This window comes from Pseudomonas sp. ASL7 (genome assembly GCF_056680375.1).
Window position 1 is genome coordinate 4,163,383 of record NZ_CM155279.1, and the last position, 21,331, is coordinate 4,184,713.

17 protein-coding genes, 5 tRNA genes and 3 rRNA genes are annotated in these 21,331 nt (G+C 55.2%); 9 read left to right on the top strand and 16 right to left on the bottom strand.

Translation table 11 applies throughout. From position 1 onward, the window contains the following. Nucleotides 1-70: 70 nt before the first annotated feature. From AC1MDT_RS19300 to tyrS, 12 genes are all read right to left on the bottom strand, one after another. Nucleotides 71-146 (bottom strand) — tRNA-Thr (locus AC1MDT_RS19300). Between the two features lie 26 nt (nt 147-172). After that, nucleotides 173-246 (bottom strand) — tRNA-Gly (locus AC1MDT_RS19305). 23 nt (nt 247-269) lie between these two features. Beyond that, nucleotides 270-354, bottom strand: a tRNA-Tyr gene (locus AC1MDT_RS19310). A gap of 142 nt (nt 355-496) precedes the next feature. Continuing rightward, nucleotides 497-937 carry a hypothetical protein gene (locus AC1MDT_RS19315; RefSeq protein ID WP_480418509.1) on the bottom strand — a complete coding sequence of 147 codons (441 nt, stop codon included), beginning with the start codon at nt 935-937 and terminating at the stop codon, nt 497-499. A 7-nt stretch (nt 938-944) separates the two neighbouring features. Then, nucleotides 945-1,694, bottom strand: coding sequence for a pantothenate kinase (locus AC1MDT_RS19320; RefSeq protein ID WP_480418510.1), 750 nt, complete (start codon nt 1,692-1,694; stop codon nt 945-947). Continuing rightward, the gene (gene birA, locus AC1MDT_RS19325; protein ID WP_480418511.1) at nt 1,684-2,643 is read right to left on the bottom strand and encodes a bifunctional biotin--[acetyl-CoA-carboxylase] ligase/biotin operon repressor BirA; all 960 of its coding nucleotides are present in this window, start codon (nt 2,641-2,643) and stop codon (nt 1,684-1,686) included. Before birA ends, AC1MDT_RS19320 begins: the two co-directional genes overlap by 11 nt. A 136-nt stretch (nt 2,644-2,779) precedes the next feature. Next, nucleotides 2,780-2,895 (bottom strand): 5S ribosomal RNA (rrf, locus tag AC1MDT_RS19330). Nucleotides 2,896-3,068: 173 nt separating this feature from the next. Continuing rightward, nucleotides 3,069-5,960 (bottom strand): 23S ribosomal RNA (locus tag AC1MDT_RS19335). Nucleotides 5,961-6,195: 235 nt separating this feature from the next. After that, nucleotides 6,196-6,271 (bottom strand) — tRNA-Ala (locus AC1MDT_RS19340). Nucleotides 6,272-6,301: 30 nt separating this feature from the next. Further along, nucleotides 6,302-6,378, bottom strand: a tRNA-Ile gene (locus AC1MDT_RS19345). Between the two features lie 82 nt (nt 6,379-6,460). Then, nucleotides 6,461-7,997 (bottom strand): 16S ribosomal RNA (locus AC1MDT_RS19350). Together the 16S, 23S and 5S rRNA genes with 2 tRNA genes alongside form the textbook arrangement of a ribosomal RNA operon. Nucleotides 7,998-8,491: 494 nt before the next feature. Then, the gene (gene tyrS / locus AC1MDT_RS19355; RefSeq protein WP_480418512.1) at nt 8,492-9,691 is read right to left on the bottom strand and encodes a tyrosine--tRNA ligase; all 1,200 of its coding nucleotides are present in this window, start codon (nt 9,689-9,691) and stop codon (nt 8,492-8,494) included. Nucleotides 9,692-9,902: 211 nt separating this feature from the next. On the opposite strand from tyrS, the gene AC1MDT_RS19360 reads away from it, so the two are divergent. Together AC1MDT_RS19360 and AC1MDT_RS19365 are read left to right on the top strand one after the other, a co-directional pair. Then, on the top strand, nt 9,903-11,333 hold the full coding sequence (locus AC1MDT_RS19360; protein WP_480418513.1) for a peptidoglycan DD-metalloendopeptidase family protein: 1,431 nt from the start codon (nt 9,903-9,905) through the stop codon (nt 11,331-11,333). A 3-nt stretch (nt 11,334-11,336) separates the two neighbouring features. Beyond that, nucleotides 11,337-12,428, top strand: coding sequence for an anhydro-N-acetylmuramic acid kinase (locus AC1MDT_RS19365; protein ID WP_480418514.1), 1,092 nt, complete (start codon nt 11,337-11,339; stop codon nt 12,426-12,428). A 73-nt stretch (nt 12,429-12,501) separates the two neighbouring features. Here the strand turns inward: AC1MDT_RS19365 and erpA are convergent, their stop codons facing one another. Continuing rightward, nucleotides 12,502-12,852 (bottom strand): iron-sulfur cluster insertion protein ErpA, encoded by a 351-nt coding sequence (gene erpA, locus AC1MDT_RS19370; protein WP_007906865.1) that lies wholly within the window; start codon nt 12,850-12,852, stop codon nt 12,502-12,504. 169 nt (nt 12,853-13,021) lie between these two features. After that, the gene (argC, locus tag AC1MDT_RS19375; RefSeq protein ID WP_201116044.1) at nt 13,022-14,056 is read right to left on the bottom strand and encodes an N-acetyl-gamma-glutamyl-phosphate reductase; all 1,035 of its coding nucleotides are present in this window, start codon (nt 14,054-14,056) and stop codon (nt 13,022-13,024) included. 135 nt (nt 14,057-14,191) lie between these two features. On the opposite strand from argC, the gene hemJ reads away from it, so the two are divergent. The 6 genes from hemJ (at nt 14,192) to coq7 (ending at nt 18,805) form a co-directional block, all read left to right on the top strand. Continuing rightward, nucleotides 14,192-14,623, top strand: a complete 432-nt coding sequence (gene hemJ / locus AC1MDT_RS19380; RefSeq protein ID WP_201116043.1) for a protoporphyrinogen oxidase HemJ — start codon at nt 14,192-14,194, stop codon at nt 14,621-14,623. Nucleotides 14,624-14,655: 32 nt separating this feature from the next. Then, nucleotides 14,656-15,624, top strand: coding sequence for an NAD(P)H-dependent flavin oxidoreductase (locus tag AC1MDT_RS19385; RefSeq protein WP_480418515.1), 969 nt, complete (start codon nt 14,656-14,658; stop codon nt 15,622-15,624). Nucleotides 15,625-15,715: 91 nt separating this feature from the next. Next, nucleotides 15,716-16,693, top strand: coding sequence for a DUF805 domain-containing protein (locus tag AC1MDT_RS19390; RefSeq protein ID WP_480418516.1), 978 nt, complete (start codon nt 15,716-15,718; stop codon nt 16,691-16,693). Nucleotides 16,694-16,755: 62 nt separating this feature from the next. After that, the gene (locus AC1MDT_RS19395; protein ID WP_480418517.1) at nt 16,756-17,544 is read left to right on the top strand and encodes an SDR family NAD(P)-dependent oxidoreductase; all 789 of its coding nucleotides are present in this window, start codon (nt 16,756-16,758) and stop codon (nt 17,542-17,544) included. An 81-nt stretch (nt 17,545-17,625) separates the two neighbouring features. Then, the gene (locus tag AC1MDT_RS19400) at nt 17,626-17,964 is read left to right on the top strand and encodes a histidine triad nucleotide-binding protein (protein ID WP_414909201.1); all 339 of its coding nucleotides are present in this window, start codon (nt 17,626-17,628) and stop codon (nt 17,962-17,964) included. Nucleotides 17,965-18,157: 193 nt separating this feature from the next. Beyond that, complete coding sequence (coq7, locus tag AC1MDT_RS19405; RefSeq protein ID WP_414909202.1) at nt 18,158-18,805, top strand: 2-polyprenyl-3-methyl-6-methoxy-1,4-benzoquinone monooxygenase; 648 nt, start codon at nt 18,158-18,160, stop codon at nt 18,803-18,805. Between the two features lie 191 nt (nt 18,806-18,996). On the opposite strand, the gene speD is transcribed toward coq7, so the two are convergent. Next, nucleotides 18,997-19,791 carry an adenosylmethionine decarboxylase gene (speD, locus tag AC1MDT_RS19410; RefSeq protein WP_480418518.1) on the bottom strand — a complete coding sequence of 265 codons (795 nt, stop codon included), beginning with the start codon at nt 19,789-19,791 and terminating at the stop codon, nt 18,997-18,999. A 239-nt stretch (nt 19,792-20,030) separates the two neighbouring features. Beyond that, nucleotides 20,031-20,453 carry an OsmC family protein gene (locus AC1MDT_RS19415; protein WP_480418519.1) on the bottom strand — a complete coding sequence of 141 codons (423 nt, stop codon included), beginning with the start codon at nt 20,451-20,453 and terminating at the stop codon, nt 20,031-20,033. A 231-nt stretch (nt 20,454-20,684) separates the two neighbouring features. Between AC1MDT_RS19415 and crp the strand changes: the two genes are divergently transcribed. Further along, nucleotides 20,685-21,329 (top strand): cAMP-activated global transcriptional regulator CRP, encoded by a 645-nt coding sequence (gene crp, locus AC1MDT_RS19420; protein ID WP_480418520.1) that lies wholly within the window; start codon nt 20,685-20,687, stop codon nt 21,327-21,329. Nucleotides 21,330-21,331: the final 2 nt, after the last annotated feature.

Below are 21,331 nucleotides of genomic sequence, written 5' to 3' on the forward strand. Positions count from 1 at the left end.
GGAGAAGAGTTAAGCAGGTCAAACTAGCCATTAAAACAAAGGCAGATATTTTCATATCTGCCTTGTTATATGGAGCTCTTGAGCGGATTTGAACCGCTGACCTCACCCTTACCAAGGGTGTGCTCTACCAACTGAGCTACAAGAGCGTAACGCTATGCAGGATCTGCAAACATGGAGCGGGTAGCGGGAATCGAACCCGCATCATCAGCTTGGAAGGCTGAGGTTCTACCACTAAACTATACCCGCGAGCTTGCAGCTCTCGCTAAAAATGGTGGAGGGGGAAGGATTCGAACCTTCGAAGTCGTAGACGTCAGATTTACAGTCTGATCCCTTTGGCCGCTCGGGAACCCCTCCTAAGCGAGCCGGCATTCTACATCATGCCAGCCTTCTGTCAAGCATTTTCTCATTAAAAACCTGAGCTTAGCTGCGTTGACGCTGTTTCGCACTGCTGGCCGGTAAAGGTCTTCACTGCGAAGCGGGCGCCATTCTATGCAAACTATTCGGCGGGTGCAACCCCCTCGCATGGCATTATTTTATGTTTTAACTCATTGAATTCTTTAGAAAGGTTTTTTAGCTGCGAATCGTCCAGCCAGCGCCGGCTTTCGGGAGCCACACGCACCCAGTAACCAGTAGAATCCGAAGGATCCTTTGGCAAAGACTGGAACTTGATATCCATACCAGTCAACCGTCGCTCAACTGCCTGAGAGGCCTCCTGACGAGCAAAACCACCCAAGTAGAGGCAACCATCGTCGGCCTGGTTAGCTTTTCCCTTGTCGTGAGCCGCATCAGCCGTCTCGCTCAGCAAGCGGATATCCTGTTGCGACCCCTTGTACAAACTCAATGGCGTGACGTCCTTTACGCGAAGAGGAGCCTCTTGTTGGTGCCAGATGTAATAGAACGTATTGAGAACAAGCAGCAGCAAAAACAACCAACGCATAAAAACCTCAGGGCAACGGACACGCCATAGCCAAACCTACAAACACAAGATCTGGCACCAACTTGGCCTCGGGCACGATCTCGGAGACCAAGTCCGCATCTCCACCAGTGAGAAATACATCAAAATCTGCCCCCCAGTAATTACGAGCCAACTCCAACTGGGTCAAGACAAACCCCCTCAGCATCAGCAGGCACCCCCGCTCGACCGCCTCGACGGTTGTACGACCCGGGACGAGACTTTCCAGAGCGCGCTCCGCCGCAAGATCTCCATAGCGGATTTTACGGGTATGAGTACGCAATTGATTTCGCATCAATGGCATTCCCGGACAGATGAACCCTCCGAGATGCTCTCCATCCCTGGAGATGAAGTCAGCAGTGACAGCAGTACCAAAATCGAGCACCAGGCATGCGCCCGAAGCCAGATGAAAACCTCCGAGCATTGCGAGCCAGCGATCAAGCCCCAGGCGCTCGAACTCTTCGTAGCCATTACGAACCCCGGACATTTCACGAGCGGGAGCGGCACACATCACGGATACACCGAAAGTCTCTTCAAGCAGCGAAATCAATGCTGCTGTCTCTTCAGCCGTTCTTACACTGACCAACCGGCAAAACTTTAGCATCAGCCCCTTGAGGACTTTCAAACTCCCCAGCAACGCGAGATCCGAATCAACAACGCCTTCGCCTACTACCCGCAGCGCACCTGCCTCGAGCACGCGCCACTTAATGAAGCTGTTTCCGCAGTCGAGCTCAAGAATCATCACGCAACCTCAGACTGAGCTCACCACCACTAAAGACTTTTTCCACACCACCCACCTTCAAGCGCAGGGCGCCTTGGCTATCGATACCAAGCACTTCGCCATCTATTTGGTTGACACCGGCGATCAACGAAACAGCTCGTCCTTGCCATAGATGATTTTGCTCCCACTCTGCCTGGATAGCTGAAAATCCATCGACTTGATGACGACTCAAATAAGCCTGGAGCGTCGCACCCAACTTCGCGACAAGGTGATTGCGGTCAAACACCCTGCCCGACTCAAGTCGCATAGACGTCCACTGCTGATCAACTTCATCGGTCATCTGCATGTTCACATTAATTCCAACGCCCAGCACGACATGGCACACATCGGCAGGATCCCCCACCAGCTCAAGCAATATTCCGGCGATCTTTTTCCGCCCGACCAAAACATCATTCGGCCACTTCAATCCGGCGCCCGTAACACCAAGCTCTCGCAACGCCTGCATGACGGCGAGCCCAACAACAAGGCTCAAACCTTCCAGCTGGCGCATTCCACCCTCAATACGCAGTACCAGGCTGTAATAGATGTTTTCTGCGAACGGACTAACCCATTTCCGCCCACGCCGGCCACGACCGGCAGTCTGGCGCTCGGCGAGCACTAGAAATGGCGCAGCCTGTCCTCGCTCTATGACCCGCAACGCCTCAGCATTCGTAGAGTCAAGCGAATCGGAAACAAATACAGGCCAATCACACGTGGGCGCCTGCTCTTTTATCTCGACAGGATCAAGCAGAGTCAACGGCGCAGCCAATTGATAGCCGCGCCCCCGCACCTTATGAATGGACAAGCCCAGTTCAGCCTCCAAATGCTGAAGCTGCTTCCATACGGCGCTACGACTGACACCCAAGGCAACGCCCAGGGCCGGGCCCGAATGGAATCGGCCATCTTTAAGAAGCTTTAACAACGTCAGCATTCAAGTCTCGCCTCACAATGAGGTCCGCATGATAGCCATGCCCCGAGCTGTTGCATAGAAACCCCACAGATCAGATTTTCCTGCGGGCAAAACAAAACCCCTACCTGCATACGCAGATAGGGGTTTCGGAATTTAATCTTGACGATGACCTACTCTCACATGGGGAAACCCCACACTACCATCGGCGATGCATCGTTTCACTGCTGAGTTCGGGATGGGATCAGGTGGTTCCAATGCTCTATGGTCGTCAAGAAATTCGGTAGCCAGGTCGTTCACCTTTCGGTTTACGCTCCAGCGAATGGGTAGGTGATAGAGCTTGGTGCTTTGTGAGTTTGTCGAACTTTCGGTTCGTTTCGTCTTCACACACCGCAATCTGGTGCTCTTTCGCTTTTCAGCTCGAAGCCTGCAAATTGCTTGGGTGTTATATGGTCAAGCCTCACGGGCAATTAGTATTGGTTAGCTCAACGCCTCACAGCGCTTACACACCCAACCTATCAACGTCGTAGTCTTCGACGGCCCTTCAGGGGACTCAAGGTCCCAGTGAGATCTCATCTTGAGGCTAGTTTCCCGCTTAGATGCTTTCAGCGGTTATCTATTCCGAACATAGCTACCCGGCAATGCCACTGGCGTGACAACCGGAACACCAGAGGTTCGTCCACTCCGGTCCTCTCGTACTAGGAGCAGCCCCTCTCAAATCTCAAACGTCCACGGCAGATAGGGACCGAACTGTCTCACGACGTTCTAAACCCAGCTCGCGTACCACTTTAAATGGCGAACAGCCATACCCTTGGGACCGGCTTCAGCCCCAGGATGTGATGAGCCGACATCGAGGTGCCAAACACCGCCGTCGATATGAACTCTTGGGCGGTATCAGCCTGTTATCCCCGGAGTACCTTTTATCCGTTGAGCGATGGCCCTTCCATACAGAACCACCGGATCACTAAGACCTACTTTCGTACCTGCTCGACGTGTCTGTCTCGCAGTCAAGCGCGCTTTTGCCTTTATACTCTACGACCGATTTCCGACCGGTCTGAGCGCACCTTCGTACTCCTCCGTTACTCTTTAGGAGGAGACCGCCCCAGTCAAACTACCCACCATACACTGTCCTCGATCCGGATAACGGACCTGAGTTAGAACCTCAAAGTTGCCAGGGTGGTATTTCAAGGTTGGCTCCACGCGAACTGGCGTCCACGCTTCAAAGCCTCCCACCTATCCTACACAAGCAAATTCAAAGTCCAGTGCAAAGCTATAGTAAAGGTTCACGGGGTCTTTCCGTCTAGCCGCGGATACACTGCATCTTCACAGCGATTTCAATTTCACTGAGTCTCGGGTGGAGACAGCGCCGCCATCGTTACGCCATTCGTGCAGGTCGGAACTTACCCGACAAGGAATTTCGCTACCTTAGGACCGTTATAGTTACGGCCGCCGTTTACCGGGGCTTCGATCAAGAGCTTCGCGTTAGCTAACCCCATCAATTAACCTTCCGGCACCGGGCAGGCGTCACACCCTATACGTCCACTTTCGTGTTTGCAGAGTGCTGTGTTTTTAATAAACAGTCGCAGCGGCCTGGTATCTTCGACCGGCATGGGCTTACGCAGTAAATGCTTCACCCTCACCGGCGCACCTTCTCCCGAAGTTACGGTGCCATTTTGCCTAGTTCCTTCACCCGAGTTCTCTCAAGCGCCTTGGTATTCTCTACCCAACCACCTGTGTCGGTTTGGGGTACGGTTCCTGGTTACCTGAAGCTTAGAAGCTTTTCTTGGAAGCATGGCATCAACCACTTCGTGTACCAAAGGTACACTCGTCATCAGCTCTCGGCCTTAGAATCCCGGATTTACCTAAGATTCCAGCCTACCACCTTAAACTTGGACAACCAACGCCAAGCTGGCCTAGCCTTCTCCGTCCCTCCATCGCAATAACCAGAAGTACAGGAATATTAACCTGTTTTCCATCGACTACGCTTTTCAGCCTCGCCTTAGGGACCGACTAACCCTGCGTCGATTAACGTTGCGCAGGAAACCTTGGTCTTTCGGCGTGGGTGTTTTTCACACCCATTGTCGTTACTCATGTCAGCATTCGCACTTCTGATACCTCCAGCAAGCTTCTCAACTCACCTTCACAGGCTTACAGAACGCTCCTCTACCGCATCACCTAAGTGATACCCGTAGCTTCGGTGTATGGTTTGAGCCCCGTTACATCTTCCGCGCAGGCCGACTCGACTAGTGAGCTATTACGCTTTCTTTAAAGGGTGGCTGCTTCTAAGCCAACCTCCTAGCTGTCTAAGCCTTCCCACATCGTTTCCCACTTAACCATAACTTTGGGACCTTAGCTGACGGTCTGGGTTGTTTCCCTTTTCACGACGGACGTTAGCACCCGCCGTGTGTCTCCCATGCTCGGCACTTGTAGGTATTCGGAGTTTGCATCGGTTTGGTAAGTCGGGATGACCCCCTAGCCGAAACAGTGCTCTACCCCCTACAGTGATACATGAGGCGCTACCTAAATAGCTTTCGAGGAGAACCAGCTATCTCCGAGCTTGATTAGCCTTTCACTCCGATCCACAGGTCATCCGCTAACTTTTCAACGGTAGTCGGTTCGGTCCTCCAGTTAGTGTTACCCAACCTTCAACCTGCCCATGGATAGATCGCCCGGTTTCGGGTCTATTCCCAGCGACTAGACGCCCTATTAAGACTCGCTTTCGCTACGCCTCCCCTATTCGGTTAAGCTCGCCACTGAAAATAAGTCGCTGACCCATTATACAAAAGGTACGCAGTCACCCAACAAAGTGGGCTCCCACTGCTTGTACGCATACGGTTTCAGGATCTATTTCACTCCCCTCTCCGGGGTTCTTTTCGCCTTTCCCTCACGGTACTAGTTCACTATCGGTCAGTCAGTAGTATTTAGCCTTGGAGGATGGTCCCCCCATATTCAGACAAAGTTTCTCGTGCTCCGTCCTACTCGATTTCATGACTAAGAGATTTTCGCGTACAGGGCTATCACCCACTATGGCCGCACTTTCCAGAGCGTTCCGCTAATCTCAAAGCCACTTAAGGGCTAGTCCCCGTTCGCTCGCCACTACTAAGGGAATCTCGGTTGATTTCTTTTCCTCAGGGTACTTAGATGTTTCAGTTCCCCTGGTTCGCCTCTTAAGCCTATGTATTCAGCTTAAGATAACCATCTTATGATGGCTGGGTTCCCCCATTCAGACATCTCCGGATCAAAGTCTGTTTGCCGACTCCCCGAAGCTTTTCGCAGGCTACCACGTCTTTCATCGCCTCTGACTGCCAAGGCATCCACCGTATGCGCTTCTTCACTTGACCATATAACCCCAAGCAATCTGGTTATACTGTGAAGACGACATTCGCCGAAAATTCGCAATTACTCACAAATTTTACCTTAGCCTGATCCGCTACCAGTGAAAGTAACGTTCAGTCTATCTTTCTATCACATACCCAAATTTTTAAAGAACGATCTAATCTTAAAGATCAGAAATCAACATTCACCATCGTTACGATGGAATGCTCATTTCTAAGCTTTACCAGTCAGAAGCAGTAGTGGTGGAGCCAAACGGGATCGAACCGTTGACCTCCTGCGTGCAAGGCAGGCGCTCTCCCAGCTGAGCTATGGCCCCGTATTTCTACAGGCGTTTCCCACACAAAATTGGTGGGTCTGGGCAGATTCGAACTGCCGACCTCACCCTTATCAGGGGTGCGCTCTAACCAACTGAGCTACAGACCCAATTTCGGGCTGCTTCTTATCGTCTTCTTCAATGAATCAAGCAATTCGTGTGGGAACTTATGGAGCAGCTGATGTCGTCGATTAAGGAGGTGATCCAGCCGCAGGTTCCCCTACGGCTACCTTGTTACGACTTCACCCCAGTCATGAATCACACCGTGGTAACCGTCCTCCCGAAGGTTAGACTAGCTACTTCTGGTGCAACCCACTCCCATGGTGTGACGGGCGGTGTGTACAAGGCCCGGGAACGTATTCACCGCGACATTCTGATTCGCGATTACTAGCGATTCCGACTTCACGCAGTCGAGTTGCAGACTGCGATCCGGACTACGATCGGTTTTCTGGGATTAGCTCCACCTCGCGGCTTGGCAACCCTCTGTACCGACCATTGTAGCACGTGTGTAGCCCAGGCCGTAAGGGCCATGATGACTTGACGTCATCCCCACCTTCCTCCGGTTTGTCACCGGCAGTCTCCTTAGAGTGCCCACCATAACGTGCTGGTAACTAAGGACAAGGGTTGCGCTCGTTACGGGACTTAACCCAACATCTCACGACACGAGCTGACGACAGCCATGCAGCACCTGTCTCAATGTTCCCGAAGGCACCAATCCATCTCTGGAAAGTTCATTGGATGTCAAGGCCTGGTAAGGTTCTTCGCGTTGCTTCGAATTAAACCACATGCTCCACCGCTTGTGCGGGCCCCCGTCAATTCATTTGAGTTTTAACCTTGCGGCCGTACTCCCCAGGCGGTCAACTTAATGCGTTAGCTGCGCCACTAAGAGCTCAAGGCTCCCAACGGCTAGTTGACATCGTTTACGGCGTGGACTACCAGGGTATCTAATCCTGTTTGCTCCCCACGCTTTCGCACCTCAGTGTCAGTATCAGTCCAGGTGGTCGCCTTCGCCACTGGTGTTCCTTCCTATATCTACGCATTTCACCGCTACACAGGAAATTCCACCACCCTCTACCATACTCTAGCTCGACAGTTTTGAATGCAGTTCCCAGGTTGAGCCCGGGGATTTCACATCCAACTTAACGAACCACCTACGCGCGCTTTACGCCCAGTAATTCCGATTAACGCTTGCACCCTCTGTATTACCGCGGCTGCTGGCACAGAGTTAGCCGGTGCTTATTCTGTCGGTAACGTCAAAACAGATACGTATTAGGTAACTGCCCTTCCTCCCAACTTAAAGTGCTTTACAATCCGAAGACCTTCTTCACACACGCGGCATGGCTGGATCAGGCTTTCGCCCATTGTCCAATATTCCCCACTGCTGCCTCCCGTAGGAGTCTGGACCGTGTCTCAGTTCCAGTGTGACTGATCATCCTCTCAGACCAGTTACGGATCGTCGCCTTGGTGAGCCATTACCTCACCAACTAGCTAATCCGACCTAGGCTCATCTGATAGCGCAAGGCCCGAAGGTCCCCTGCTTTCTCCCGTAGGACGTATGCGGTATTAGCGTCCGTTTCCGAGCGTTATCCCCCACTACCAGGCAGATTCCTAGGCATTACTCACCCGTCCGCCGCTCTCAAGAGAAGCAAGCTTCTCTCTACCGCTCGACTTGCATGTGTTAGGCCTGCCGCCAGCGTTCAATCTGAGCCATGATCAAACTCTTCAGTTCAAACATCTTTGGGTTTTTAAGAAACCCTAAACTTGGCTCAGCAATCGTTGGTTACATCTTTGATTTCTCGCGGAGTAACTTGTGATGCTGATAATCTTGTTGACTATCAGTCTGACTCCACAAGCACCCACACGAATTGCTTGATTCAGTTGTTAAAGAGCGGTTGGTTGAGTCTTTCGTCTCGACCGAGGCGCGCATTCTACAGCAGCCTCTGTTGCTGTCAAGCGGTTATTTTCCGAAGCTTTCAAAGTTTCCTTTGTAACTTCAACCACTTGCGCTTTCGATCTCTCGTTAGCGGGAGGCGAATTCTACAGCGTTACTCGCTGCTGTCAACACCTCTTTTTCAACTCCTTTCGCGCTTCGATGACCTGAAGCAACTTGCTGCCGAAAACTGCGTAACTCATTGTTTACCAAGGAGTTTTCCGTTTCGACTGCGCCGGAAGTGGGGCGAATTATAGACGTCTGGAATCTGCCGTCAACCCCTGATTTCAGCTTTATTCGGATTTGAGCGTAATACGCGCAAATGCCTTCTTCCCGGCCTGACAAACGTGGGTCGCACCCAGTACATATATAAAGGTGCGATCGACGACCTCACCATCTATACGCACACCGCCCGAATTCAGGAGATCACGCGCCACCGCCGAGTTCTTTACCAGGCCTGTCTTATTAAGGACCGCAGCAATTGGCATATCTTCTGTAGCGACCAGCTCGATCTCTGGCAGATCATCCGGCAGCTCGCCCTCTTTCATACGGTTACCCGCCGCACGGTGAGCATTGGCCGCAGCCTCTTCACCATGAAAGCGCGCCACGATCTCTTCAGCCAGCTTGATCTTGATATCGCGCGGGTTCGCACCCACCTCGACGTCAGCGCGGAATGCATCGATCTCATCCATGGAACGGAAGCTGAGCAATTCGAAGTAGCGCCACATCAGAGCATCCGGAATGGAAACCAGCTTGCTGTACATGACACCTGGCGCTTCCTGAATACCGACGTAGTTGCCCAGGGACTTGGACATCTTCTTCACGCCATCCAGGCCTTCGAGCAGCGGCATCGTCAGAATGCACTGCGGCTCCTGACCGTAACCACGCTGCAGTTCACGCCCCATCAACAGGTTGAACTTTTGATCGGTACCACCCAACTCGACATCCGCGCGCAGAGCGACAGAGTCATACCCCTGAACCAGCGGATAGAGGAATTCGTGAATGGCGATTGGCTGATTGGTCGTGTAGCGCTTATAAAAGTCGTCGCGCTCGAGCATGCGAGCAACGGTGTATTGCGATGTCAGGCGAATGAAGTCCGCCGGCCCCATCTGGTCCATCCAGGTGGAGTTGAACGCAACTTCGGTTTTAGCCGGATCAAGAATCTTGAAGACTTGAGTCTTGTAGGTCTCGGCATTCTCGAGCACCTGCTCGCGAGTGAGCGGCGGACGCGTCGCACTCTTGCCGCTTGGATCACCAATCATCCCGGTGAAGTCACCAATCAGGAAGATCACCTGATGCCCCAACTCCTGGAACTGGCGCAGCTTATTAATAAGCACGGTGTGACCCAGGTGCAAATCCGGCGCAGTCGGATCAAAGCCTGCCTTAATACGTAGCGGCTGGCCACGCTTGAGCTTTTCAATCAGCTCGGACTCGACCAACAGTTCTTCCGCACCACGTTTAATCAGCGCTAGCTGCTCTTCAACCGACTTCATAACAGACCCGCAAGGCTCGAATTCAAAGGGGACCAACCATACAAGATCACGCGTCAAATACAAAGTTTGGCCGGCGCAATGACGCCAATCCGCTGGCAGAGTGACCACGGACTTGCTTCAGAGATGATTTGGTTATATTTTATACAGTTATTTCATCTTCATCATGTCATTCATCTTTTCCAATTCATCTTTTTCAAAGTCAAAATTACCTATGACCAATGAATCGTCTAAAGCGCCACCGCTTTACCCGAAGACCCACCTGCTCGCAGCAAGTGGCATTGCCGCCCTTCTGAGCCTGGCGCTTCTGATATTCCCTTCCAGTGATGTTGAAGCTAAAAAGACGACCCTTAGTCTGGAACTGGAAAGCCCTGCTGAACAACTCTCACAAGATCAAGACGCCGCCCAAGCCGTCCAGGCCACAAATGAACCGGCAACCTCCCCTTTCGCGCAGATCGAGAACAGCGCCGAAGACACACAGGAAACCGCTGAGGCCGCACCTGCAGCCGTTGCTGCGCCTGCTCCCGAAGAAAAGAAGGCGGCAAGCCACAGGGAAGTGATCGTCTCCAAAGGCGACACACTCGCAACACTGTTCGAGAAGGTCGGCCTCCCGGCCGCGTCGGTGCATGACGTGCTGGCCAGCGACAAACAGGCCAAGCAGTTCAGCCAGCTCAAACATGGCCAGAAACTTGAATTCGAACTGGGCCCTAACGGCCAGCTCACTAACTTGCACAGCAAAGTCAGCGACGTCGAAAGCATCACCCTGACCAAAAATGCCAAGGGTTATACATTCAATCGTATTACTGCCAAACCTACCGTGCGATCTGCCTATGTTCATGGCGTGATCAACAGTTCGCTGTCGCAATCCGCTGCACGTGCCGGCCTGTCCCACAGCCTGACCATGGACATGGCCAGCGTGTTTGGATACGACGTCGACTTCGCTCAGGATATTCGCCAGGGTGACGAGTTTGATGTGATCTACGAACAGAAAGTCGTCAACGGCAAGGCTGTCGGCAATGGCCCGATCCTTTCCGCGCGCTTCACCAACCGCGGTAAAACCTACACCGCCGTGCGGTACACCAACAAACAAGGCAACAGCAGCTACTACACCGCAGACGGCAACAGCATGCGCAAGGCGTTCATCCGGACCCCGGTGGACTTCGCCCGCATCAGCTCGAAATTTTCCATGAGCCGCAAACACCCGATCCTGAACAAGATCCGCGCCCACAAAGGTGTCGACTATGCAGCGCCTCGCGGCACGCCAATCAAAGCCACTGGCGACGGTAAAGTATTGTTGGCCGGTCGCCGCGGCGGCTACGGCAACACCGTGATCATCCAGCACGGCAACACCTACCGTACGCTGTATGGCCACATGCAGGGTTTCGCCAAAGGCGTACAGACTGGCAGCACCGTCAAGCAAGGCCAGGTGATTGGTTACATTGGCACCACCGGGCTATCCACCGGGCCGCACTTGCACTATGAGTTCCAGGTAAACGGTGTTCACGTCGATCCGCTGGGCCAAAAGCTACCGATGGCCGACCCGATCGCCAAAGCCGAGCGCGCACGTTTCCTGGCGCAAAGCCAACCGCTGATGGCGCGCATGGCTCAAGAGAAAGCCACCATGCTCGCTTCGAGCAAGCGCTAAGCCATGACGCTCTATATAGGTGTGATGTCCGGGACCAGCCTTGATGGCCTGGACGTCGCACTGGTCGAGCTGGCTCCGGCGATCAAGCTGATCGCCACGCATTACATTCCTATGCCTGACGCCCTGCGCACCGAGCTGCTTGGCTTGTGCGCCAGTGGCCAGGACGAGATTGCTCGTTCCGCCATCGCCCAGCAGAACTGGGTGAATCTGGCGGCACAGGGCATTCACGCCCTACTTGCTAAACAAAACCTGAAGCCCGAAGACATTCGCGCGATTGGCAGCCACGGCCAGACAATTCGCCACGAGCCCGCACGCGGCTTCACCGTGCAGATCGGCAACCCTGCCCTGCTGACCGAGTTGACCGGCATTACAGTGGTCAGCGACTTTCGCAGTCGTGACGTCGCTGCTGGCGGGCAAGGCGCACCGTTGGTTCCAGCGTTTCACGAGGCTCTGTTTGAAGAACAGGCAGGCAACCGCGCGGTACTGAACGTCGGTGGTTTCAGTAACCTCAGCTTGATCGAGCCCGGCAAACCTGTATCGGGTTTCGACTGCGGCCCGGGGAATGTACTGCTGGATGCCTGGATTCATCAGCAACGCGGCGACAACTATGATCGCGACGGCCAGTGGGCAGCCAGCGGCAAGGTCCAACCGGTTCTGCTGAATGAACTGTTGAGTGATCCCTTCTTCGTCACCAAAGGCCCCAAGAGCACCGGCCGCGAAGTGTTCAACCTGCCATGGCTGACACAACACCTGTCGAAATTGCACGCCTTCGCCGCCGCAGACGTGCAAGCGACACTGCTTGAGCTGACCGCGCTGACCATCATCGAGTCGCTGCAATACGCCCAATCGGGCACTCAAGAATTGCTTGTCTGCGGCGGCGGCGCGCACAACTCGACGCTGATGAACCGCTTGGCCAGCCTGTTGCCGAACGCGAAAGTCAGCAGCACTGCCGCTTACGGCGTAGACCCCGATTGGGTCGAAGCCATGGCCTTCGCCTGGCTGGCCCATTGCTGCCTCGAAGGCATCGCGGCCAACCGCCCAAGCGTGACCGGTGCCCGCGGCCTGCGCATACTTGGCGCCATCTACCCCGCCTGAAGTACCACCCCGGACAGCAAAACGCCGCAGAGCCCTGAGGCTATGCGGCGTTTGGTAACGCGCTGATTTGCGATCAGATCGAGAACGAAGAACCGCAACCACAAGTCGTGGTGGCGTTCGGGTTCTTGATGACGAATCGCGAACCTTCCAAACCTTCCTGATAATCCACCTCGGCGCCTGCCAGGTACTGGAAGCTCATCGGATCAACGACCAGACTCACACCCTCGCGCTCAACGATGGTGTCGTCATCGGCCACTTCTTCATCGAAGGTGAAGCCGTACTGAAAACCTGAACAACCGCCGCCCGTAACAAATACGCGCAGCTTCAAGCGATCATTCCCCTCTTCATCGACCAGACTCTTCACCTTGTGCGCAGCACCGTGGGTGAATTGCAAAGCCGTGGGGGTGAAGGATTCGACGCTCATGCTGACTATCTCCCGGCGTTACGCCGCCATAATGCGTGATGACGCGCATTATCCGCTTCTCCTAGAAAATTGGTCAACTATTGTTACGGTATATCAATCAACCTTATTGCCAGTCACGGAATGCAAAAAGGCCCGTTCAACGGGCCTTTTTGCTGAGCCGGATAAAGCCTTACGGCAGCATGCCAGCGTGGGACAGGCCCAGACGCTCGTCCAGCCCGAAGAGGATGTTCAGGTTTTGCACAGCCTGACCCGACGCGCCTTTGACCAGATTGTCGATGACCGACAGCACCACCACCAGATCACCATCCTGTGGACGATGCACGGCAATACGGCAGACGTTTGCACCACGCACGCTGCGGGTTTCCGGATGGCTGCCGGCCGGCATTACATCGACGAACGGTTCGTTGGCATAACGCTTTTCGAACAGCGCTTGCAGGTCCACCGAGCGATCTACCACGGTCGCGTACAGCGTCGAGTGAATGCCCCGGATCATTGGCGTCAGATGCGGAACGAAGGTCAGACCGACGTCCTTGCCGGCAGCGCGACGCAGCCCTTGGCGGATTTCCGGCAAGTGGCGGTGACCTTTGACGGCGTAGGCCTTCATGCTTTCCGACGTCTCGGAGTACAGCGAGCCTACAGAAGCGCCACGACCGGCTCCGCTGACACCGGATTTGCAGTCAGCGATCAAGCGAGTGGTATCGGCCAGACCGGCTTCCAGCAAGGGCAAGAAACCCAATTGCGTAGCGGTGGGGTAGCAACCCGGCACAGCGATCAGGCGAGCCTGTTTGATCTGCTCACGATTGACTTCCGGCAAGCCGTAGACCGCTTCTTCCAATAGCTGCGGCGCACCGTGTGGCTGACCGTACCACTTGGCCCACTCCTCAGCGTCTTGCAAACGGAAGTCCGCCGACAGGTCGATGACTTTGGTCCCGGCCGCCAGCAACTCGCCTGCCAGAGCATGGGCAACACCGTGAGGCGTGGCGAAGAACACCACGTCGCAGGCGCCCAGCGTCTTGATGTCTGGAACACTGAACGCCAGGCCGTCGTAATGGCCTCGCAGGTTCGGGTACATGTCCGCCACGGCCAGGCCAGCCTCGGATCGGGAAGTGATCACTACCACTTCTGCTTGCGGATGCTGTGCCAACAGACGCAGCAGTTCGACACCGGTGTAACCCGTGCCGCCGACGATACCGACCTTGACCATAAACCTGCCCTCAACGAACCCACTGGAAAGCCGTCGATAATAGGGCCCGCATCGTCCTGCGACAACCGGCAAGGTGACGTGCGGAGCCTCAAGCCTCTACTATTCGGGCTACCGTGAACCTGGGAATAATGAAAAATGCTTTATCTGTGGCTCAAAGCGCTTCACATCATCAGCATGGTCTGCTGGTTTGCCGGCCTGTTCTACCTGCCGCGCCTGTTCGTTTATCACGCGCAAAGTGAAGACACGGTCAGCAAGGAACGCTTCAGCCTCATGGAGCGCAAGCTGTACCGAGGCATCATGGGTCCGGCGATGATCGCCACCTTGATCTTCGGTATATGGCTGATCAGCCTCAACCCCAGCGCCTACTTCGGCCAGGGTGCCTGGATGCACGCCAAGTTGACGCTGGTGGTGATCCTGATCGGCTACCACCACATGTGCGGCGCGCAGGTAAAACGTTTTGCCCGTGGCGAGAACACCCGCAGCCATGTCTTTTATCGCTGGTTCAATGAAGTGCCGGTTCTGATATTGCTGGCTATCGTCATTCTGGTCGTGGTTCGACCGTTCTAATTCAATCGTCACAACTCACCGGGGTACTTCCAATGTCGCTGCCCGCTTTGCTCGAACAACGTTTGCGTCTGCCTGTGGTGGCGGCGCCGATGTTCCTGATTTCCAACCCGCAATTGGTACTCGCCTGCTGCCGCAATGGTGTGGTGGGCAGCTTCCCCGCGCTGAATCAACGCGAGAGCAGCGGCTTCAAAGCCTGGCTGGAGGAGATCGAAGCAGGACTGGCGGCAATGGAGAACCCGGCGCCTTATGCAGTGAACCTGATCGTCCACAACAGTAATCCGCGGTTGCAAGCCGATCTGGAGATCTGCGTCGAGCACAAAGTGCCAATCGTGATCACCAGCCTCGGTGCCGTGAAAGAGCTGGTGGACGCAGTCCACAGCTACGGCGGCCTGGTGTTCCACGACGTCACCACTCGCCGTCATGCGGAGAAAGCTGCGCAGGCCGGTGTGGACGGTTTGATCGCCGTAGCCGCAGGTGCCGGTGGACATGCAGGGACCTGGAGCCCGTTCTCGCTCGTCGCCGAAATCCGCCAGTTCTTCGACAAGACGTTGCTGCTGGCCGGCTGCCTGAACCATGGCCACGAAATTCTTGCCGCGCAATTGCTCGGCGCGGATTTGGCCTACTTCGGTACGCGATTTATCGGCACCACTGAAAGTCACGCACCTGACGCTTATAAAGAGATGCTGCTGACGTCCAGGGCAGCGGACATCGTCCATACTCCGGCGGTGTCTGGTGTACCGGCGAGTTTCATGCGCCAGAGCCTGGAAGCTGCCGGCTTCGACATGGCAGCGCTGCAAGGCAAGGGGGAGGTGAACTTCGGTTCCAAACTCAAACCGCTGAGCGATGAAGCCAAAGCCTGGAAAACCGTATGGTCCGCAGGCCAGGGCGTGGGCGAAATCGATGATTTGCCGAGTGTCGATCAATTGGTTGCACGGCTCGATGCCGAGTATCGCAAGGCGCTGGAGCTTGCGGGTCAGTTATCAAATCGCTGGCCGCGCTGACAGGAAAATCGGGCCAGCCGTCCAAGGCTGGCCTTAGACTCCAGGCTTGCAACACGTTCTATTCAAGCAACCGCGACAAGGATGCCTCGCAATGAGCGAAAACCGTTTCAAGATCGTATTCGACGGCGCTCTGCTGCCAGGCGTTGACATCACCACTGCCAAACTCAATCTCGCCGAGTTATTCAAAAGCGATGTGGCGGCCATCGAGCGCTTGTTCAGTGGCAGGCCGATAGCGCTCAAGCATGACTTGTCGCACGCCGACGCCCAGACATATCTCCAGGCGCTGACCAAAACCGGTATCGATGCCCGGATTGAAAGTGAGCCGACCATTGAACTGAATCTATCCGACGTTCATGAGCCCTCCCCCACACCCAACCCATGGCGATCGGCAAACGCCGAATCACCTTATGCACCACTACAGGCCTCTGTCGGTGAGGCGCTACCGGAGTTCGGCCCACTCAAGGCCTTCACATTCACAGGACGCATTGGCCGTCTGCGCTATCTGGCCTGGATGATGGCCTTGATGCTGGTGTTAATGGGCGTCGCCAGCGTTTTCGTTTCCATCGGTTTGTCGCTCATTGCCCTTACTTCAACGGTCGGCCTGGTCATCGGCGGACTGTTCGGCACGGCGATAGGCATCGCATTCATCGTCGTCGGCATTCAGATCAGCGTTCAGCGCCTGCATGACCTGGGCTGGTCCGGCTGGCTGTATCTACTGACATTGGTGCCATTCGTAGGCGGCCTCTTTCCGATTTTACTGGCGACACTGCCAGGCAATACCGCGCCCAACCAATACGGCGCACCGCCACCGGCCAACAGCACCACGGTAAAAGTGCTTTGCGCTCTTTGGCTGGTGTTCGTCGCTGTTGGATTCATTGGGGTACTCACTGGCGGCATCGAAACCTTGCACAATGAATTTGAAAGTACCACCGAGAGCACCTATGAAAGTGGTTCGGTCACGACCGACGAAATTGAGGCTGAGCCTGCAAACGAGGCGGAACAAGTACCAAATTCCACAGTCGATGAAGCCGAAGAACCCCAGCCCCCTGTAGACTCTGCGAAAGAATGAACAGCGCTCCCCGCCCGTGACACCTGGGTCGCCGGCGCGGAGCTGTTGCGATGGAGAACTGCATGACCCGTTACGCTCTGATCACTGGCGCTTCCAGCGGCATCGGCCTGGCAATGGCCGAAGCGCTGGCCCGCCGTGGCCGCAGCCTGATTCTGGTGGCCCGACAGCGTGATCAGCTGGAAAGTATTGCGATTGAATTGACTCAACGTTTTGGCGTGGAAGTGTTATTCCGTGCCTGCGACCTTGGCGAACCATTGCGGCTGTCCGGATTTCTGCTGGAACTGGAAGAAGGTGATCGGCAGATCGACTTGCTGGTGAACTGCGCCGGCATCGGCACCTGCGGCCCCTTCCTGGCCCAGGACTGGATGACCGAGCAGGACCTGATCGAGCTAAACATCCTCGCGCTCACTCGCCTGTGTCACGCCATCGGCAACAGCATGGCGTTGCAGGGTGGCGGGCAGATTCTGAATGTCGCCTCGGTGGCGGCGTTCCATCCCGGTCCCTGGATGAGCACTTACTACGCCAGCAAGGCTTATGTGCTGCACTTTTCCGAAGGACTGCGTGTCGAGCTGAAGAAGTGCGCGATCAAGGTGTCGGTACTCTGTCCTGGCCCTACCCGCACCGCATTTTTCCAAACGGCCCAATTGAACACTGACAAACTGGTCGACAGCAAAATGCTGATGAGCCCTGAAGAAGTCGCGCTCTACACCGTGCGGGCCCTGGAGAAAAATCGCGCCATCATCATTCCTGGCCGACGCAACCGCTGGCGCGCCTTCCTGCCGCGGCTCGGCTCGCGGTGGCTGACCCGGACAATTGCCGGCATGGCCAACAAGGCCTACTGCCCGCGCTGATCAAACCTCAAGGTAAAAGGCTGGGCTCGGGCATAGCCCATGGTTACACTCAGGCCAGCCCAAACAACGGAGAAAACAGCTGTGGATACTCTGTTCAGCAAGATCATCAACCGGGAAATCCCGGCGAAGATCATTTACGAGGACGACCAGGTACTGGCCTTCCACGATATCGCCCCACAGGCACCCGTGCATTTTCTGGTGGTGCCGAAAAAACCGGTGCGCACCCTTAATGACCTCACCGAGGAAGACAAGGCACTGGCCGGGCATATTCTGTTCACCGCCCAGCGTCTGGCCCTGGAGTTGGGTTGCGAGAAGGGTTTCCGTGTGGTCATGAACTGCAATGAAGAAGGTGGGCAGACCGTCTATCACATTCATATGCATGTGCTCGGTCAACGTCAGATGCATTGGCCACCGGGCTGATTCATCGCGCCCCCCTGTAGGAGCGAGCTTGCTCGCGATGGTCGTCCAGCCACAGATAATGTGTGGGGTGTACCATCTTCGCGAGCAAGCTCGCTCCTACAATATTGAATCAATTGAGAGCAGTGACCCGGCGCAAACCTTCCCTCGGCCGATTGGGTTAAACTGGCCGCCGAGATTCTTCCCGGAGGTCAGCATGACTACCCAACGTCACTACTCGCCGATTGACCGTCTTCTGCTGCAAGCCGATGCCGCAATGCGTACCTTGCTGCCTTTCAGTGGCCAGCCGTACCGTCCGTCCCCCGCTATCGTGCAGCCGGATGCGCAAATGAGCGACGAAGACACCCGGCACGTCGCCGGTCTGATGCGCATCAACCATACCGGCGAAGTCTGTGCCCAGGCGCTGTATCAAGGGCAAGCCCTGACCGCCAAGCTGCCGCAAGTGCGTGCGGCCATGGAACATGCCGCCGAAGAAGAAATCGATCATTTGGTCTGGTGCGAACAACGTATCCAGCAGTTGGGTAGCCACACCAGCATCCTTAATCCACTGTTCTACGGTATGTCGTTCGGGATTGGCGCGGTCGCCGGGTTGATCAGCGACAAAGTCAGCCTCGGTTTCGTTGCTGCCACCGAGCATCAAGTGTGCAAACACCTGAACGAACACCTTGAACAACTGCCGGCCGCGGACGAAAAGTCCAGGGCGATCCTCGAGCAGATGCGCATCGATGAAGAACATCACGCCGAAAGCGCGCTGGAGGCTGGCGGCTTCCGCTTCCCGGCACCGGTGAAGTTCGGCATGAGTCTGATGGCCAAGGTGATGACCAAGAGTACTTATCGGATCTGACCTGGTCTGTAGGAGCGAGCTCGCTCGCGATGGACCTGAGGACGACGCGCTTATCCAGGAAACACGCGTTATCGTTTACGTCTATCGTCGGAGCGCCGCCCGGAGCAAGCTCGCTCCTACAAGGGGCTGCGACGGCCATAAAAAAGGCGACTACCGCAAAGTAGTCGCCTTTTTTTGTCACATCGAAAATCTTAGCTCGGCACGTTGCGCGCGTAGAAGATTTCCAGCATTTCGTGTTTCACACGCTCGGTCACCTGGACACGTTGCTCAGAGGACAGGCTGGTGGTCGCGTCGCCGAACAGGTAGTTGTCCAGTTCGAAGTTCTTCAGCAGCATTTTGGTGTGGAACAAATTTTCCTGATACACGTTCACGTCAGTCATCTGGTAACCGTCGCGGGTGTCTTCGGAAAGATAGTTCTGGATCGAGTTGATCTCGTGGTCGATGAAGTGCTTTTTGCCTTCAATGTCACGGGTGAAACCGCGCACACGATAATCCACGGTCACAATGTCCGAATCGAACTGGTGAATCAGGAAGTTCAGTGCCTTAAGCGGTGAAATGACGCCACAAGTCGACACGTCAATGTCCACACGGAATGTCGCGATACCGTCCACCGGATGGATTTCCGGGTAGGTGTGTACCGTGATGTGGCTCTTGTCGAGGTGGGCCAGGATAATTTCAGGCAGCGGGCCCGGGGACTCTTCGATCTGACTGTCGGTAGGTGTCACCGGCTCTTCGGAGATCAGAATCGTGACGCTGGCACCCTGGGGTTCATAGTCCTGACTGGCGATGTTCAGGATATTGGCACCAATGATATCGACAACTTCTGTGAGGATCTGCGTCAGGCGCTTCGCGTTGTACTCTTTATTGATGTACTCGACGTAAGCCTGTTGGTCTTGCGGGGTTTCCGCGTAGCAGATGTCATAGATGTTGAAGCTCAAGGTCTTTGTCAGGTTATTGAACCCGTGGAGCTTGAGTTTGCTTTTCACCGTTAAAAACTCTCTATGTATTGCGGCCCGAGCCGCGTGATCAAGCATGCCCGTCAGATGCGAACGCCGCACCTGCGTAGGACGGTTAACACCTCTTCGCGATGGCGATTTTGGTTGTCTGTTCGGGCGTGCGGCCTGTCGGTGGACGGGCCACTACCCTGAAAAAAGTGGCGCATTATGCAGACGTCAGCTTGGGATCGCCAGAGTCTGCATTGCTTTTATGATAGTTGAATGTCGATTCAACCGAGTTCGATGATTTCGTAGTCGTGGGTAATCTCTACACCCGCAGCGCCGAGCATGATCGAGGCCGAGCAATACTTCTCGGCGGACAGCTCGATGGCGCGTTTGACCTGGGCTTCTTTCAGCGCCCGGCCTTTGACCACGAAATGCATATGGATCCTGGTGAAAACCTTAGGATCTTCGGTCGCGCGCTCGGCCTCGAGGAAGGCTTCACAGCTCTCGACGGCCTGGCGAGACTTCTTGAGGATGCTGACCACATCGAAATTGCTGCAACCGCCGACACCCAGCAGGAGCATTTCCATCGGCCGGACACCCAGATTGCGTCCACCGGCCTCGGGCGGACCGTCCATGACTACGACATGACCGCTGCCGGATTCGCCGAGGAACATGGCTTCGCCAGCCCATTGGATGCGTGCCTTCATCGCCAAGACTCCACTGTATAAAAAAGGGTCGCCAGCTTAGCACAGGGCCCCGCAATGGCAGCGCTTCACCTTCCTGGGACATATCCGTCAGCGCCGTAGGTAAATGTTCGAATATTGCAGGAAGTGTCTGGTAAGCTGGCGCCAATTCGCTGGCGCATAGCCAGCAACGTAGCAGTCTCAGCGACTCATAAAAAAACCAAACACACCGCGCAGTCATTTCGGGACACAACCATGGTTGCTATTGCCCCCACCCCCAAAATCAAGAACCTCGACAAGCTGTTGATGCACTGCCAGCGCCGTCGCTATGCGGCCAAGAGCAACATCATCTGTGCCGGCGACCGCTCGGAGACGCTGTTCTTCATCATCAAAGGCTCGGTCACCATTCTGATCGAGGATGACGACGGCCGGGAAATGATCATTGCCTACCTGAACTCCGGCGACTTTTTCGGTGAGCTGGGCTTGTTTGAACAGGCCGGTATGGAACAGGAACGCAGTGCCTGGGTGCGCGCAAAGATCGAATGCGAAGTCGCGGAAATCAGCTACGCGAAATTCCGCGAATTGTCCCAGCAAGATCCGGACATTCTTTACGTGCTTAGCGGACAAATCGCACAGCGCCTACGTAACACTACCCGCAAGGTTGGCGATCTGGCGTTCTTCGACGTCACTGGCCGCGTGGCTCGCTGCTTGCTGGAACTGTGCAAGCAGCCAGACGCCATGACACATCCCGACGGGATGCAGATCAAGGTGACCCGTCAGGAAATCGGGCGGATTGTCGGGTGCTCGCGTGAGATGGTCGGCCGCGTGCTCAAGGATCTGGAAGAACGCAACCTGGTGGACGTCAAAGGCAAGACAATGGTGGTCTTCGGTACGCGCTAAGC